This is a genomic window from Acidovorax sp. 94 (assembly GCF_003634645.1).
Lineage (GTDB): Bacteria > Pseudomonadota > Gammaproteobacteria > Burkholderiales > Burkholderiaceae_C > Acidovorax > Acidovorax facilis.
The window spans coordinates 896,989-911,902 of the sequence record NZ_RBJA01000001.1 but is presented as its reverse complement, the minus strand read 5'-3'; the positions used below and the strand labels follow the sequence as shown (position 1 = coordinate 911,902).

15 protein-coding genes and 1 riboswitch are annotated in these 14,914 nt (G+C 65.2%); of the genes, 12 read left to right on the top strand and 3 right to left on the bottom strand.

Translation table 11 applies throughout. The features are described 5' to 3' along the window. Positions 1–24: 24 nt before the first annotated feature. The 3 genes from C8C94_RS04310 to C8C94_RS04300 form a co-directional block, all read right to left on the bottom strand. On the bottom strand, positions 25–993 hold the full coding sequence (locus tag C8C94_RS04310; protein WP_121419844.1) for a sulfonate ABC transporter substrate-binding protein: 969 nt from the start codon (positions 991–993) through the stop codon (positions 25–27). A gap of 169 nt (positions 994–1,162) precedes the next feature. Continuing rightward, on the bottom strand, positions 1,163–1,753 hold the full coding sequence (gene ssuE, locus C8C94_RS04305; RefSeq protein WP_121419843.1) for an NADPH-dependent FMN reductase: 591 nt from the start codon (positions 1,751–1,753) through the stop codon (positions 1,163–1,165). A 113-nt stretch (positions 1,754–1,866) separates the two neighbouring features. After that, positions 1,867–2,889, bottom strand: coding sequence for a sulfate ABC transporter substrate-binding protein (locus C8C94_RS04300; RefSeq protein WP_121419842.1), 1,023 nt, complete (start codon positions 2,887–2,889; stop codon positions 1,867–1,869). 159 nt (positions 2,890–3,048) lie between these two features. On the opposite strand from C8C94_RS04300, the gene C8C94_RS04295 reads away from it, so the two are divergent. The 12 genes from C8C94_RS04295 to C8C94_RS04240 all read left to right on the top strand — a co-directional run bounded on the left by C8C94_RS04295 (position 3,049) and on the right by C8C94_RS04240 (position 14,731). After that, positions 3,049–3,321 (top strand): oxidative damage protection protein, encoded by a 273-nt coding sequence (locus tag C8C94_RS04295; RefSeq protein ID WP_010461281.1) that lies wholly within the window; start codon positions 3,049–3,051, stop codon positions 3,319–3,321. A 193-nt stretch (positions 3,322–3,514) separates the two neighbouring features. Further along, on the top strand, positions 3,515–5,485 hold the full coding sequence (gene mnmC / locus C8C94_RS04290) for an FAD-dependent 5-carboxymethylaminomethyl-2-thiouridine(34) oxidoreductase MnmC (RefSeq protein ID WP_121419841.1): 1,971 nt from the start codon (positions 3,515–3,517) through the stop codon (positions 5,483–5,485). Positions 5,486–5,598: 113 nt separating this feature from the next. Beyond that, the gene (locus tag C8C94_RS04285) at positions 5,599–6,402 is read left to right on the top strand and encodes a sulfite exporter TauE/SafE family protein (protein WP_055393880.1); all 804 of its coding nucleotides are present in this window, start codon (positions 5,599–5,601) and stop codon (positions 6,400–6,402) included. Between the two features lie 29 nt (positions 6,403–6,431). Continuing rightward, positions 6,432–8,216, top strand: a complete 1,785-nt coding sequence (locus C8C94_RS04280; protein WP_121419840.1) for a nitrite/sulfite reductase — start codon at positions 6,432–6,434, stop codon at positions 8,214–8,216. 198 nt (positions 8,217–8,414) lie between these two features. Continuing rightward, positions 8,415–8,804 (top strand): DUF934 domain-containing protein, encoded by a 390-nt coding sequence (locus tag C8C94_RS04275; protein WP_121422691.1) that lies wholly within the window; start codon positions 8,415–8,417, stop codon positions 8,802–8,804. 25 nt (positions 8,805–8,829) lie between these two features. Then, a complete protein-coding gene (locus C8C94_RS04270; RefSeq protein WP_055393876.1) occupies positions 8,830–9,453 on the top strand; it encodes a phosphoadenosine phosphosulfate reductase family protein in 624 nt (207 codons plus the stop codon). A 19-nt stretch (positions 9,454–9,472) separates the two neighbouring features. Next, positions 9,473–10,441 (top strand): sulfate adenylyltransferase subunit CysD, encoded by a 969-nt coding sequence (cysD, locus tag C8C94_RS04265; protein ID WP_121419839.1) that lies wholly within the window; start codon positions 9,473–9,475, stop codon positions 10,439–10,441. Further along, entirely contained in the window at positions 10,441–11,805 is a 1,365-nt protein-coding gene (locus C8C94_RS04260; RefSeq protein ID WP_199731189.1) for a sulfate adenylyltransferase subunit 1, read from the top strand. Before cysD ends, C8C94_RS04260 begins: the two co-directional genes overlap by 1 nt. Positions 11,806–11,919: 114 nt before the next feature. Next, complete coding sequence (gene fdxA / locus C8C94_RS04255) at positions 11,920–12,249, top strand: ferredoxin FdxA (RefSeq protein WP_055393870.1); 330 nt, start codon at positions 11,920–11,922, stop codon at positions 12,247–12,249. Positions 12,250–12,268: 19 nt separating this feature from the next. Then, the gene (locus C8C94_RS04250; RefSeq protein ID WP_233573389.1) at positions 12,269–13,348 is read left to right on the top strand and encodes an NAD(P)/FAD-dependent oxidoreductase; all 1,080 of its coding nucleotides are present in this window, start codon (positions 12,269–12,271) and stop codon (positions 13,346–13,348) included. A gap of 129 nt (positions 13,349–13,477) precedes the next feature. Beyond that, a complete protein-coding gene (locus tag C8C94_RS04245; protein ID WP_121419838.1) occupies positions 13,478–13,837 on the top strand; it encodes a nuclear transport factor 2 family protein in 360 nt (119 codons plus the stop codon). Between the two features lie 12 nt (positions 13,838–13,849). Then, positions 13,850–14,731, top strand: coding sequence for a helix-turn-helix domain-containing protein (locus C8C94_RS04240; RefSeq protein WP_121419837.1), 882 nt, complete (start codon positions 13,850–13,852; stop codon positions 14,729–14,731). Positions 14,732–14,768: 37 nt separating this feature from the next. After that, positions 14,769–14,873: riboswitch (TPP riboswitch) on the top strand. Positions 14,874–14,914 lie beyond the last annotated feature (41 nt).

The window sequence follows — 14,914 nt, the reverse complement described above, 5'->3', positions numbered from 1 at the left end:
CGATGTGTCCTTTCGTGGCCCGGGTCACAGCAGATCCACCGGCGCGGCGTGTAGCAGGTTGAGCTTTTTGGGGATGAGCTTGAGGTCGAAGAAGGTGTCGGCAATCGCCTGCTGCTCGGCCAGGATCTCGCGCGTGACGGGTGCGGTGCCGAAGCGGGCGCGGCTCAGGTACAGGTCGGTGATGGATTTGTCCAGACCCAGCACGGCAGACAGCTCGGCCGCCGCGGCGTCCTTGTTTTTGGACGCCCAGGTGTCGATGGCGTTGACTTCTTCGATGGCGATCCGCAGCACGTCGGCGTTCCTGGTGGCGAAGTCGCGCGAGGTGAAGTAGTAGGCGCGGTTGTTGGCCACGCCCGTGGCATCGACCAGCAGGCGCGCATCGAGCTGCTTTTGCGCGGCGGCGAGGAAGGGGTCCCAGATGATCCAGGCATCGATCGCGCCGCGTTCAAACGCGGCCCGCGCGTCGGCCGGGGCCAGGAAGATGGATTGCACGTCGCCGTATTTCAGGCCGTTCTTATCGAGCAGCTTGACCAGGAAATACTGCACGTTGGAGCCCTTGTTGTAAGCCACGCGCTTGCCCTTGAGGTCGGCCACGCTGCGGATGGGCGAACCGCTGGGAACGATGACCGCCTCCAGCGCAGGGCGCGGCACGGTGGCACCGGCATAGACCAGCGGCGCGCCAGCGGCCTGGGCAAAGATGGGCGGGGCTTCGCCCACGTCGCCGAAGTCGATGGAGCCGACATTGAGGGCTTCAAGCTGCACGGGGCCCGCGTTGAACTCGGTCCAGGTCACCTTCACGCCCAGCGGGGCCAGGCGCTTTTCGAGCGTGCCACGGCCCTTGAGGATGGAGAGCCAGCCCTTTTGGTGGCCCACGCGCAGCACGCGGCCAGCGTTTTGCGACCAGGCCTGGGGCGTTGCGACCGTTGCCGTAGTGGCAGCAACCGCAGCCAGCAGTTGGCGGCGTTGCAGGGAGAAGCGGTTCAGTTCGTTCATGGTGCGGATTCCAGATTCAAAACAGTTGTGGGACGGGCGACCGGGCTGGGTTGGCAGCAGGCGGCACACCGCCCTGCCCGCGCACCCGGCGCAGCAAAATCAAAAATGAAAATGAAGGGGAAGGAAGGTGGCGCTGGCACTGAGGGCCTGCCGCAGCGCCGGGCCCGCGTCAGACGCTACATCGCACCTGCGAGAACGGCACCGGCGCAAACCGGGTGGCCTGGGCGGGCGACGGGCGCAGGGTTTCGGTCACCAGCACGTTCACCGCATCGTCCAGCCGGGCGGCAATGTCGGCCTGCACGTGGTAGCTGCCCTCGGGCGTCAGCGTGACCTGGGCGTCGGTGGCGTAGATGCCCGGCAGGATGCTTTTGGCGCCCAGCGACTGCAGCACGGGCCGCAGCGCGTAATCGAGCGCCAGCATGTGGTGCGGGCTGCCGCCCGTGGCCAGGGGCAGCACGACCTTGCCCTTGAGGGCCGTTTGCGGCAGCAGGTCCAGAAACACCTTGAGCACGCCGCTGTAGGCCGCCTTGTAGACCGGGGTGGCCACCACCAGCACGCTGGCATCGGCCACCTGGTCGATGGCATGCACCACCGTGGGGTGGCCAAAGTCGGCCAGCAGCAGCGCCTGGGGCGAGAGGTCGCGGATGTGGATGCGGTCCACCAGCGCACCACGCACTGAGAGGCGCTGGGCCACGGCATCCAGCAGGGCGGCGGAGCGGGAACGCTCGGAGGGGCTACCAGCGATGAGAAGAGCGGACATAAGAGAGGATTCCAGAGGGCGTGGTCAGACCAGCGCCACCCTGGATCCGGCTTCGCCGGTCCAGCGGTGGCGCCCCTTGAGGGGAGGCGGCTGAAGGCCGCTTCGGGGTGAGCCTATTTTTTGGTGTAGATCTGGTCAAAGCTCGCGTTGTCCGCAAAGTGCTCCTTGGCCGCCTTGTCCCAGCCACCGAACGCGTCGTTGATGGTGAACAGGGTCAGCTTGGGGAACTGCTTGGCGTACTTGGCCTTGGCCTTGTCGGACACAGCCGGGCGGTAGAAATGTTTGCCTGCAATGTCCTGGCCTTCTTCGGTGTAGAGGTACTGCAGATAGGCCTCGGCCACGGCACGGGTGCCCTTCTTGTCCACGTTCTTGTCCACCACCGACACGGCGGGCTCGGCCAGGATGGAGATGGACGGCGCGATCACGTCGAACTTGGTGCCAAATTCCTTTTCGAGCAGGTAGGCCTCGTTCTCCCAGGCAATCAGCACGTCACCCTGGTTGCGCTGCGCAAACGTGATGGTGGAGCCCCGTGCGCCGGTGTCGAGCACGGGCACGTTGCCGTACAGCTTGGCCACGAAGTCCTTGGCCTTGGCGTCACCGCCGTACTTGCGCTTGGCGAATTCCCACGCGGCCAGGTAGTTCCAGCGCGCGCCGCCCGAGGTCTTGGGGTTGGGCGTGATCACCTTCACGTCGGCGCGCACCAGGTCGTCCCAGTCTTTGATGCCCTTGGGGTTGCCCTGGCGCACCACCAGCACGATGGTGGAGGTGTAGGGCGAGCTGTTGTGCGGCAGGCGCTTTTGCCAGTCTTTCGGGATCCAGCCTCCGTTGGTGTGCAGCGCATCGGTGTCGCCCGCCAGCGCCAGGGTGGCCACGTCGGCATCCAGCCCGTCGATGATGGAGCGCGCCTGCTTGCCCGAGCCGCCGTGGCTTTGCTTGATGGTCACGTCCTGGCCGGTCTTGGTCTTCCAGTGCTTGGCAAAGGCCTGGTTGAACTCCACGTACAGCTCACGGGTCGGGTCGTACGACACATTGAGCAGCGTCACAGACTGTGCAAACGACGGCAATGCCGTCAGGGCCAAACTGCTGACCAGGGCAGCGGCGAAGGGAAACTTGATAAAGTCGCGGCGAAAGTTCATGGAAGGGCCTCTTTTTGTGAATGTGTTGCGGTGCAAATCACCGATGGAACGCATTCTGGAAGGCCCTCTTCAAAACTGGAACTACTGAGATTTCAGTTCTTAATATCCAAATCATCTGAGCGAAGCCTTTTTCGCTCGCCCCCACTACAAGGAATTCCCATGGCACGCACCGTTCAATGCATCAAGCTCGGCAAGGAAGCCGAAGGCCTCGACTTCCCCCCCTACCCCGGCGAACTGGGCAAACGCATCTGGGAAAGCGTGAGCAAGGAAGCCTGGGCTGGCTGGCTCAAGCACCAGACCATGCTGGTCAATGAAAACCGCCTGAACCTGGCCGATGCGCGCGCCCGCCAGTACCTGGCGCGCCAGATGGAAAACCATTTCTTTGGGGGCGGCGCAGACGCCGCGGCGGGATACGTCCCGCCCAGTGCGTAATGGAGCGAAGCGCAGTGCAGCGCTGCAAAAAGTGGTTTCGCTAAAACCACTTTTTTGGCAGCGGTGCTGACGCTGCGGCGGGATATGTCCCGCCCGGCGCGTGACGCAGCGCAACGCACCCTGGAGCGGTTCGCGGTAAAAACCGCCTTCTCTTTCCAACAGGCCGGCGCCACGCCGGCCTTTTGCCGTTTCCATGACTGAACCCATCGAGTGGCTGCCGGACGGCACCCCCTACAGCCCCCGCTTCGGCGACCGCTACCACAGCGAAAACGGCGGCCTCACCCAGGCCCGCAGGGTGTTTCTGCACGGCTGCGGCCTGCCCGAGGCCTGGGCGGGGCAATCGCAGTGGCGCATTCTGGAAACCGGGTTTGGCTTTGGCCTGAATTTCCTGGTGACCTGGGCCGCCTGGCGCGCCGACCCGCAGCGCCCCACGCTGCTGCACTTCGTATCGACAGAAGCCTGGCCCGTGAGTGCCGGCGACCTGCTGCGAGCCACCTCGGTCCACCCCGAGCTGGCGCCGCTGGCTGAGGCATTGCACCGCCAGTGGTGGGGCCTGCTGCCGGGCGTGCACCGCCTGCGTTTTGATGACGGCCGGGTGCTGCTCACCCTGTATGTGGGCGACACGCAAGCCATGCTGCGCCAGCAGAACCTGACGGTGGACTCCATCTACCTCGACGGCTTCAGCCCCCAGCGCAACCCCGAAAGCTGGGACCTGCACACTCTGAAGGCCGTGGCGCGCTGTTGCCGTCGCGGTACACAGCTCGCCACCTGGACCATCGCACGCGCTGTGCGCGATGGCTTGGCGCAATGTGGCTTTGAAGTGACCCGTGTGCCCGGTGTGCCGCCCAAGCGCGACAACCTGCACGCCACCTACAACCCGCGCTGGGAGCCTCGCACCACGCGCCAAGCGGGGGCGACACCCGACCCATCCCCACCCGGCCCCTGCATCGTGATCGGCGGGGGCATTGCAGGCGCCGCCGCCGCCGCCAGCCTGGCCCGGCGCGGCTGGCAAGTGGTGGTGCTGGACCAGGCCCCCGAGCCCGCCGCAGGCGCATCGGCCCTGCCCGTCGGGGTGTTTGCGCCCCATGTGTCGCCGGATGACAGTGTGCTCTCGCGCCTGTCGCGCAGCGGTATCCGCACCACGCTGGAGCAGGCCCGCTGGCTGCTGAGCGAGGGCATGGACTGGGCCCATTGCGGGGTGCTGGAGCACCGCACCGACGGCACGCCCGGCCTATCGCCCGCTTGGGACCAAGGGCCAGGCGCCGCCTGGAGCGAGCCCGCGCCCTCTGCCGCCCTGGCCGCTGCACAGTTGCCACCCGATGCCACGGCCTGCTGGCACCACCAGGCAGGCTGGGTGCGCCCTGCCCGCCTGGCCACGGCCTTGCTGGCACAGCCTGGCATACGCTGGCAAGGCGGCTGCCAGGTGGCACAGCTACGACGTGCCGAGCCCCCCGCCGCCCATGACCACCCTGCCGCCCCGGTCTGGCAGGCGCTGGACGCCCAGGGCCAAGTGCTGGCCGAGGCACCCACGGTGGTCATTGCGGCGGGCGCTGGCAGCCTGGAGCTGCTCAACCACCGCTGGCCTTTGCAGCCGGTTCGGGGGCAGGTGTCGTGGGGGGACCATGCAGACCCTGCGGCGCCGCTGCTGCCGTTTCCGGCCAACGGCAACGGCAACCTGGTGCCCCGCTTTCCGCTCGGCGGCGATGCGGGTGGCCGCCAGGGCTGGGGTTGGGTAATGGGCTCCACGTTTGAGCGGGATGTGCAGGCCCTGCCGCCCAGCGCCGCCGACGTTCAGGCGGCCCATGCCACCAACTGGGGCAAGTTGCAGGCACTGCTGCCCGCAATTGCACCGCAATTGGCGCCCGCGTTCCACCAAGGGTCGCTCGCTCCCCCCACCGCAGCGTCAGAACCCAAAGGGGGGCCGGCAGCGCCGCCTGCTCTGAAAACCTGGGCCGCCGTGCGCTGCACCGCGCCGGATCGCCTGCCCATCGTCGGCCCTGTGGACGCCACGGACCTTCCGGGCCTGTGGGTCAACACCGCCATGGGCGCGCGGGGGCTGACGCTGGCGCTGCTCTGTGGCGAGCTGCTGGCAGCCCGCCTGCAAGGCGAACCCCTGCCGCTGGACGCCAAGCTGGCCAGGGCGCTGGGTACCGAGCGCCTGTAAACGCTGAAAACGCGTTAAAAAACCGCGCCCACACTTGCTTATAAGCAAATTGACATATCAGCAGAGCGAAACAATAGTTTGTTTCCATAAGCCTCTCCCCTACATTCGCACCCATGCATGAATTGGCGTTTGTTTTTGCGGGCTTTGCGGTCGGGCTGATTGTGGGCCTGACCGGCGTGGGCGGTGGCTCGCTGATGACGCCGATCCTGATTTTCTTCTTTGGCATCAAGCCCCACATGGCCGTGGGCACCGACCTGCTGTTCGCGGCCTTCACCAAGATGGGCGGCACCGTCAGCCTGGCCCGACAGCGCCTGGTGCCCTGGAAAGTGGTGGGCCAGCTTTGCGCAGGCAGCATTCCGGCCGCGTTGCTGGCGCTGTGGGCGCTCAAGGTGATGGGCCCGGCCAGCAGCACCGCGCAGCGTGTGATGACCACCACCCTGGGTTTTGCCCTGCTGCTGACGGCAGCGGCCACGCTCTATAAGGTGGTGGCGTTTTCTGCCCAGCGCCAAGCGGCCGAAGCCGCAGCCCGCAAGAGCCACACGGGCGACCCCACACGCCCTCGCCACTGGAGCCTGCCCGTGCTGATGGGTGCCGTCATCGGTACGCTGGTCACCTTTACCTCGGTGGGCGCGGGCGCCATTGGCGTCACGGTGTTGCTGCTGGTCTACCCCATGCTGCCCCTGCCGCGCATCATTGGTGCCGACATTGCGTACGCCGTGCCCCTGACTCTGGTGGCGGGCCTCGGACACGCCTCGCTGGGCTCGGTGGACTGGCCTTTGCTTGCACAATTGCTGGCTGGCTCACTGCCGGGCATCTGGCTGGGTTCGCGCCTGGTGACCCGCACGCCTGAGCGCCTGATTCGCTCCATCCTCTCGCTGTTGCTCGCCTGGGCGGGCTTCAAACTGATCTTGATTTGAGTTGCACGCACTGAACTGCACTGACCACGATGTACCAATACACAGAATTCGACCGACAATTTGTGCAACAGCGGGCACGGCAATTCCGTGACCAGCTCACGCGCTGGCAGACCGGCAAGCTGCCCGAAGACAACTTCCGCCCACTGCGCCTGCAAAACGGCTGGTATGTGCAGCGCTACGCCCCCATGCTGCGCGTAGCTGTGCCTTACGGTGAAATCGCCAGCCGCCAGCTGCGCGTGCTGGCCCAGATCGCCCGCGAATACGACGAACCCGAAGCGGCCGTCTTCAAGGCCGCCATGGAAGGCCAGGGCAAGCTGGGCACCACCTTCCTGCCCAAGAACTGCGCCCACTTCACCACCCGCACCAATGTGCAGTTCAACTGGATTCCGCTGTCCAAAAGTGCGGATGTGATGGACCTGCTGGCCACTGTGGACATGCACGGCATCCAGACCAGCGGCAACTGCATCCGCAACACCACCACCGATGCCCTGGCCGGCATTGCCGTGGACGAGATCGTGGACCCGCGCCCCTATGCGGAAATCATCCGCCAGTGGACCACGCTGCACCCCGAGTTCGCTTTTTTACCGCGCAAGTTCAAGATCGCCATCAGCGGTGCCAAGGACGACCGCGCCGCAACGGGCTGGCACGACGTGGGCCTGCACCTGCTCAAGAATGAGCAGGGCGAGATCGGCTTCAAGGTGTTTGTGGGCGGTGGCATGGGTCGCACGCCGGTGATTGGCACCGTGATCCGCGAGTTCCTGCCCTGGAACCAGATCATGAATTACATCGAGGCCATCGTGCGCGTGTACAACGAGCACGGCCGCCGCGACAACAAGTACAAGGCCCGCATCAAGATTTTGGTCAAGGCCGAAGGCCAGCAGTACATCGACGATGTGGAAGAAGAGTACCGCCAGATCGTCGAGATCGACGGTGGCCCCCACACCATTCCGCAGGCTGAGTTTGACCGCGTGGCCGCCTGCTTTGTGACGCCGAAGCTGGCCAACATTGCCGATGTGCCCCCCGCAGCACTGCAGGCATCGCTGGACGCCCTGGCGGCAGAGCACGTGATGTTCGGCCGCTGGCTGCAGCGCAATGTGCACCCGCACCAAAACCCGCAACTGCGCGCCGTCACACTGTCGTTCAAGCGCCCCGGCCAGTCGCCGGGTGATGCGACCAGCGAACAACTGATCGCCCTGGCTGACCTGGTGGACAAATACTCCGCCGGAGAAGCCCGCGTGACGCACGACCAGAACGTGCTGCTGCCCTGGGTGCACGCCAGCCGCCTGTTTGACCTGTGGCAAGAAGCCAAGGCCCTGGGCCTGGCCAGCGCTAACGTGCAGTTGCTCACCGACATGATCGCCTGCCCCGGCGGCGACTTCTGCGCGCTGGCCAACGCCCGCTCGCTGCCGATTGCCGAGGCCATCACCCAGCGCTACCAGGACCTGGACGAGCTGGACGACATCGGCGAGATCGACCTGCACATCAGCGGCTGCATCAACAGCTGCGGCCACCACCACAGCGGCCACATCGGCATCCTGGGCGTGGATAAGGACGGCAAGGAGTGGTACCAAGTCACGCTGGGCGGCTCCGATGGTTCCGACCTGTCGGGCGCTGCCGTGGCGGGCAAGGTGATCGGCCCCTCGTTCTCTGCGGCCGAAGTGCCCGACGTGATCGAGGCGGTGCTCAGCACCTACCGCGACCTGCGCGAAAGCGGCGAGACCTTCCAGAACACCGTGCGCCGCACCGGCCTGGACCCGTTCAAGGAAGCCGCAAAGCTTGCCCGCCACAAAGACGAAACCCTGGCCACGGCCTGAGAGGTTGAGAGTCTTTTTCCTATGCCCGCCTTGCACGCCAAAACACCGCTGCTCGTCGTTGCAAATGCGCGCCATAGCCCGAGCTATGGCTGTGCTTTGCGCCTCGATCAGCGGCGTTTTGACGCACCTTTCGGGCACTGGCAAAAAACTCCCAGCCTCTGAAGCCGCCCTGCCACCGAAATCCGAACGATGATGAACCTGAAACTTCTTGCATCCCACGAACACCAGCCCCCGGCGGAAGGCGACGCCCGCGTGGTGGCGTTGGCCAACGATGCCGACGCCACAGCCCTGCCGCTGGAAGGCGTGGAACGCGTGGACCTGCACTTCCCCAACTTCACCGATGGCCGTGCGTTCAGCCAGGCCTTTTTGCTGCGCCGCCGCCGTGGCTTTGCTGGCGAAATCCGCGCCACGGGTGATGTGCTGATCGACCAACTCGTGCAAATGCAGCGCACGGGCTTTAGCAGCGCGGTGCTAGCCGAGGGGGTGGATGCCGCCGATGCCCAGCGCCAGTTTGAACTGTTCCCAGGCTTCTACCAGGGCGACGCCGTCAACCCGCAGCCGCTGTTTGCCCACAGCGCCACCCGCTGAGAACCTAACCCGCAAGCCCTTCACCATGAGCCAAATCGATCTCGCACGCATCAACGCCGACCTCGGCCGCAACGCACCAGACCTGGTGGCCTGGGCGCTGGGGCTGGGCCAGCCCGCCATCGTCACCACCAACTTCCGCCCCTTTGAGGCAGTGATCCTGCACATGGTCACGCAAGTCAACCCTGACGTGCCCGTGGTGTGGATGGACAACGGTTACAACACCGAAGCCACCTACCGCTTTGCCGACGAGGTGACAAAGCAACTGGGCCTGAAGCTGCAGATCTACCTGCCACGCCGCTCACGCGCGCACCGTGAAGCCGTGGAAGGCGCCACCCCCGCGCTGGACGACCCACGCCACGCAGCCTTTACCGAAGAAGTGAAGCTGGAGCCCTTTGCCCGCGCCCTGCGCGAAACAGCCCCCAAGGTGTGGTTTACCGCACTGCGCGCCACCGACACCGCTGTGCGCGCACAGATGGACCCGGTGAGCATCAACCCTGACGGCCTGATCAAGGTGGCGCCGCTGCTGCACTGGTCGTCCAAGGATCTGCACGAATACTGCGTCAAGCACGGCCTGCCCAACAACTTTGACTACGTGGACCCCACCAAGGGCGAAGACAACCGCGAGTGCGGTTTGCATCTGGCCCACTGACTCCACTGCAGCACCGACCATGAACACCCGGACCGATACCGCGCTGCTTGAGAAGAAAACCAACGATATGAGCTACCACCTGAACAACTCGCACCTCGACGCCCTGGAAGAAGAAACCATCTTCATCCTGCGCGAAGTGGCTGCCGCCTTTGAACGCCCTGCCTTGCTGTTTTCGGGCGGCAAGGATTCGCTGGTCATGCTCAAGTGCGCCGAAAAGGCCTTTGGCACCAAGGCCAGCGGCGGCGGCATTCCCTACCCGCTGCTCATGATCGACACGGGCCACAACTTCCCCGAAGTGACGGATTTTCGCGACTTCCGCGCCAAGGAACTCGGTGCTGAACTCATCGTGCGCAATGTCGAAGACTCCATGGCACGCGGCACCGTGCGACTGGCCCACCCCGGCGAATCGCGCAACGTGCACCAGTCCGTCACGCTGCTCGAAGCGATCGAGGAATTCCGCTTTGACGCCCTGATCGGCGGCGCCCGCCGCGATGAAGAAAAGGCACGCGCCAAAGAGCGCATCTTCAGCCACCGCGACAGTTTTGGCCAATGGCAGCCCAAGGCCCAGCGGCCTGAGCTGTGGACCCTGTTCAACACCCGCCTGCAGCCCGGCGAACACTTCCGCGTGTTCCCCATCAGCAACTGGACCGAGCTCGATGTGTGGCAGTACATCGACCGCGAACAGATCGGCCTGCCCAGCATCTACTACACGCACAAGCGCCAGGTGGTGGACCGCAAGGGCCTGCTGATGCCCGTGACCGAGCTGACACCGCCGCGTGAAGGCGACGTGGTCGAGACACGCGACGTGCGCTTTCGCACCGTGGGCGACATCACCTGCACCGCACCGGTGGAGAGCACCGCCGCCACCCCGGCCGAGATCGTCATCGAGACCCTGGCCGCCGACGTGAGCGAGCGCGGTGCCACCCGCATGGACGACAAGACCAGCGATGCCTCGATGGAAAAGCGCAAGAAAGACGGGTACTTCTGATGACCACTATGAATTCGATAGCTTCCAGCGCAATCCCTACAAGCGCTACAGGAAAAAATGACCACATTTCCGCGCTCAAGTTCATCACCTGCGGCAGCGTCGACGACGGCAAGAGCACGCTGATCGGCCGTCTGCTGGTGGACAGCAAGGCCGTGCTGCAGGACCACCTGGCTGGCGTTCAGCGCCAGGGTGAGACCGACCTGGCCCTGCTGACCGACGGCCTGAGCGCCGAGCGCGAACAGGGCATCACCATCGACGTGGCCTACCGCTACTTCGCCACCGAAGAGCGCAAGTTCATCATTGGCGATGCACCCGGCCACGAGCAATACACCCGCAACATGGTCACCGCCGCCAGCAGCGCCGACGCCGCCGTGGTGCTGGTCGATGCCACCAAGCTCGACTGGAAGAACCCCGGCCTGGCCCTGCTGCCGCAAACCCGCCGCCACAGCCTGCTGGCCCACCTGCTGCGCGTGCACTCGCTGGTGTTTGCCGTCAACAAGCTCGACGCGGTGGAAGACCCCGCGCTGGCGTGGCAGCACATCCAGGGCGCGTTGCAATCCTTTGCCCAAGCGGCAGGCATCACCGTGCGCGCCATGGTGCCGGTGTCGGCCCTCAAGGGCTGGAACGTGGTGGACGCCCATGCGGGCTGGTGCGGCTATGACGGCCCCACGCTGCTGCAGGTGCTGGAAGCACTGCCCAACACCCCCGCAGACACAGCGCTGGCACCGGCCTTCCCGGTGCAGTGGGTCGAGAAGTTCTCGTCGTCCTCCGACACCTCGCAAGGCCGCCGTGTGTTCTGGGGCCGCGTGGCTGCGGGCAGTTTTGCGCCCGGCACCGCTGTACAGATCTTCCCCAGCGGCCAGCTGGCCACCGTGGCGCAAGTGCTGGACCATGCGCGTCGCCCCAAGGACGTGCCCGCAGGTACCAGCGCCGGCATCATCCTGGACCGCGAGGTGGATGTCTCGCGGGGCGACTGGATTCTGGCGGCGCCTGCCGTCGCCACCCCCGCCGAAGACGACTTCGACACGCCCGCCAGCGTGCCTGCATGGCCCGCCAGCCGCGAGCTGCGCACCACGGTGGCCTGGATGGACGACGAGCCCCTGGTCGCAGGCCGCGTGTACTGGGCGCTGCACGGCCACCGCTGGGTCAAGGCCAAGGTGAAAGCCGTGGTGCACAAGCTCAACATCAACACGCTGGCCGAAGAAGCCGCCACCCAGCTCGACCCCAATGCCATCGGCCATGTGGACCTGCTGCTGCAAGAGGCGATTCCGGCCGCCCCCTTTGGCAAAGCCCGGGTGCTCGGATCGCTGATCCTGGTGGACACCGCGAGCCACAAAACGGCCGGTGCCGTGCTGGTGAACTGATCTAGATCAGCGCCCGTAACCCCAGTCACCCCATCGGGGTGAGGGACCCTGTAACCAAAGGTCGGTGAAAGCTTCTAAAATCGAGGGTTTTCACCGACCCACACAACTCCTGTCATGACCCACGTCGTCTCCGAAAACTGCATCAAGTGCAAGTACACCGATTGTGTGGACGTGTGCCCCGTGGACTGCTTCCGCGAAGGCCCGAACATGCTCGTCATCGATCCCGATGAGTGCATCGATTGCGCCGTCTGCATCCCCGAGTGCCCGGCCAACGCCATCTTTGCCGAAGAAGACCTGCCGGCCGACCAGATCGCTTTCATCAAGCTCAACGCCGACCTGGCCTTTGCCGACGGCTGGAAGAGCATCACCAAGCGCAAGCCCGCGCTGCCAGACGCCGACGAGTGGAATGGCAAACCGGGCAAGGTCAACGAACTGGTCAAGTAAAACGCCCCGCGCCCCGTTGGTGACCGAGACTTTGCAAGTGCCCGCAGTCGTAGAGACCGACGCCGTTGTCATCGGCGCGGGTCCTGTGGGCCTGTTCCAGGTCTTCCAGCTGGGCCTGCAAGGCATCACCGCCCATGTCATCGACGCCCTGCCCCATGCGGGCGGCCAGTGCGTCGAGCTGTACGGCGACAAACCCATCTACGACATCCCGGGCATCCCGGTCTGCACCGGGCGTGAGCTGGCCGCTTTGCTGCTTCAGCAGATTGCGCCGTTCAAGACCCAGTGGCACCTGAACACGCCAGTGTCCGCACTCACCGTGCAGGCCGATGGGCGCCTGCTGGTCGAAACCTCGCAAGGAACGCAACTGCTGGCCCGCAGCGTGTTCATTGCCGCAGGCGTGGGCGCCTTTGTGCCGCGCACGCTCAAGGTGGAAGGCATCGAGCGCTTTGTGGGCACCCAGGTCCACTACCAACACCTGCCCGCGACTGCGGATGTGGCCGGGGGCCACGTCGTCGTGCACGGCGGCGACGAGCCCGCTGTGGCCCGCGCCGTGGAACTGGCCGAACAAGGCCAGGCCGCCCGCGTCAGCCTGCTGCACCGCCGCGACGTGTTCCAGGCGCCCGACGCCCTGCTGCAGCGTCTGCAGCAACTGCGCGACACAGGCCGCATCCATTTCGAGGCCGCGCAGATCACCGGCATCGACACCACAGGTGATCGGCTGACAGCCTTGCAGGTCGTGGACGCCGATGGCAGCACCCGCGCCCTGGCAATCGACCTGCTGGTGGCCGTGCTCGGCATCTCGCCCCGCCTCGGCCCCATCGCCGACTGGGGCCTGGCCATGGACCGCAAACAGCTGGTGGTGGACACCGAGGCCTTCCGCACCAGCGTGCCCGGAATCTACGCCGTGGGCGACATCAACACCTACCCCGGCAAACGCAAGCTCATCCTGTGCGGCTTCCACGAAGCCACGCTAGCCGCCTTTGGCGCCGCCGAGGCGCTCAAGGGCGACAAGGTGGCGCTGCAGTACACCACCACGAGCCCAAGGCTGCACCAGCTGCTGGGTGTGGCTCCGGCGTCTGTGCCTTCCGCCAGCACGTAGTCCAGGCGAGTCGGGGCACCGTCGTTTCGTGCCCAAACGACGCGCCCACAAATAAGCACAAAATGTCAAAAAGGCGCACAAGCGCCCGGCACGATGGCGTCTCCATTCACCGCCCATCAGGAGCACACCATGAGCCAACAACCCCTTCAATCCATCTGGGACACCTACACCGCGTCGTGGAAAACCGACTCGGCTGCAGACAGGGAAGCCCTGTTTTCCCAGTCCCTCGACCCCGCCTGCACCTACAACGACCCGCTGGCCACCGCCCAGGGCTGGGACCAATTGACGGCCTACATGGACAACTTTCACAGCCAGGTCCCCGGCGGGCATTTTGTGACCAACTATTTCGCCAGCCACAACCAGCAGAGCATCGCCAAATGGAACATGGTGGATGGCAGCGGACAGGTGATCGGGGAAGGCGTGAGCTACGGCCGGTACAACGACCAGAATCGCCTGGTGGTCATGACCGGTTTCTTTGAAACCCCTTGAACGGACGCCACCGTGCTATATCTCCGGCAAATCCAGGAGGGCATCGATTTCATCGAGGCCCATCTCGAATCCGATATCCAGCTTTCCGAGGTGGCGCGGGCTGCCGGGATGAGCCAGTGGCACTTCCAGCGGATGTTCAAGGCGCTGACCAACGAAACCCTCAAGACCTACATCCGCTCGCGCCGGTTCTCGCGGGCGCTGGAGCAGTTGACCAACACGCGGCTGAGCGTGCTCGATATTGCGCTGGCGTCCGGGTACGAGACGCAGGAGAGTTTCACGCGCGCGTTCCGCGATTGCTTTCGGATCACGCCGTCGCAGTACCGCAAGATGGGCAACCGCTCGCTGTTCGTGCGCAAGATCCGGTTCGACGAAAGCTACCTCGCGCACATTCACCACAACATCTCCCTGGAACCCGACATCCAGCAGCAGCCCGCCATGCAATTGGTCGGGCTGCCCACCGACTACTACGGCATCGATTCCGAAAAAAACAACCTGGGCCAGAAACTGCCGCCCCTGTGGACGAAGTTTCTGCCCCGGTTGGGCGAGATTGCGAACACCGTGCCCGGGGTCTGCTATGGCGTCGTGGCCCCGGCGGGGCCGCACACGGAAGAGCTGCGCTACCTGGCCTGCATCGAAGTGAGTGGCCCCGGTGCACTGCCACCGGGCATGGAGGCCATGGAAATCCCCGCGTCCACCTATGCACGCTTCACCCACAGGGGTCCTGCCCAGAACGTCGATGCGACGGTGAACTACATCTACTCCAGCTGGCTGCTGTCGGCCAGCCAGACGCACAGCCTGGGGCCGGATCTGGAAATCTACGGCTCGCAATACCACCCGACGTCCGCTGACTCCGTGATGCACTACGCCATCCCCCTCACCCAGGCCGGGCGCTGACCCACCCTCTACAATGGCAACCGCGCTTCTTCGGGGGCGCCATCGCTAGGGGTGTCGAGACCGGCCTGCCGGAACCGACTGAGAGAGTCCCTTTGAACCTGATTGAGATCATCCTCGCGCAGGGAAGCACGTCCGCTTTGGCCCAGCCCTGAATGAAATGACTTTGGGGCGCGCTGGCGGGCC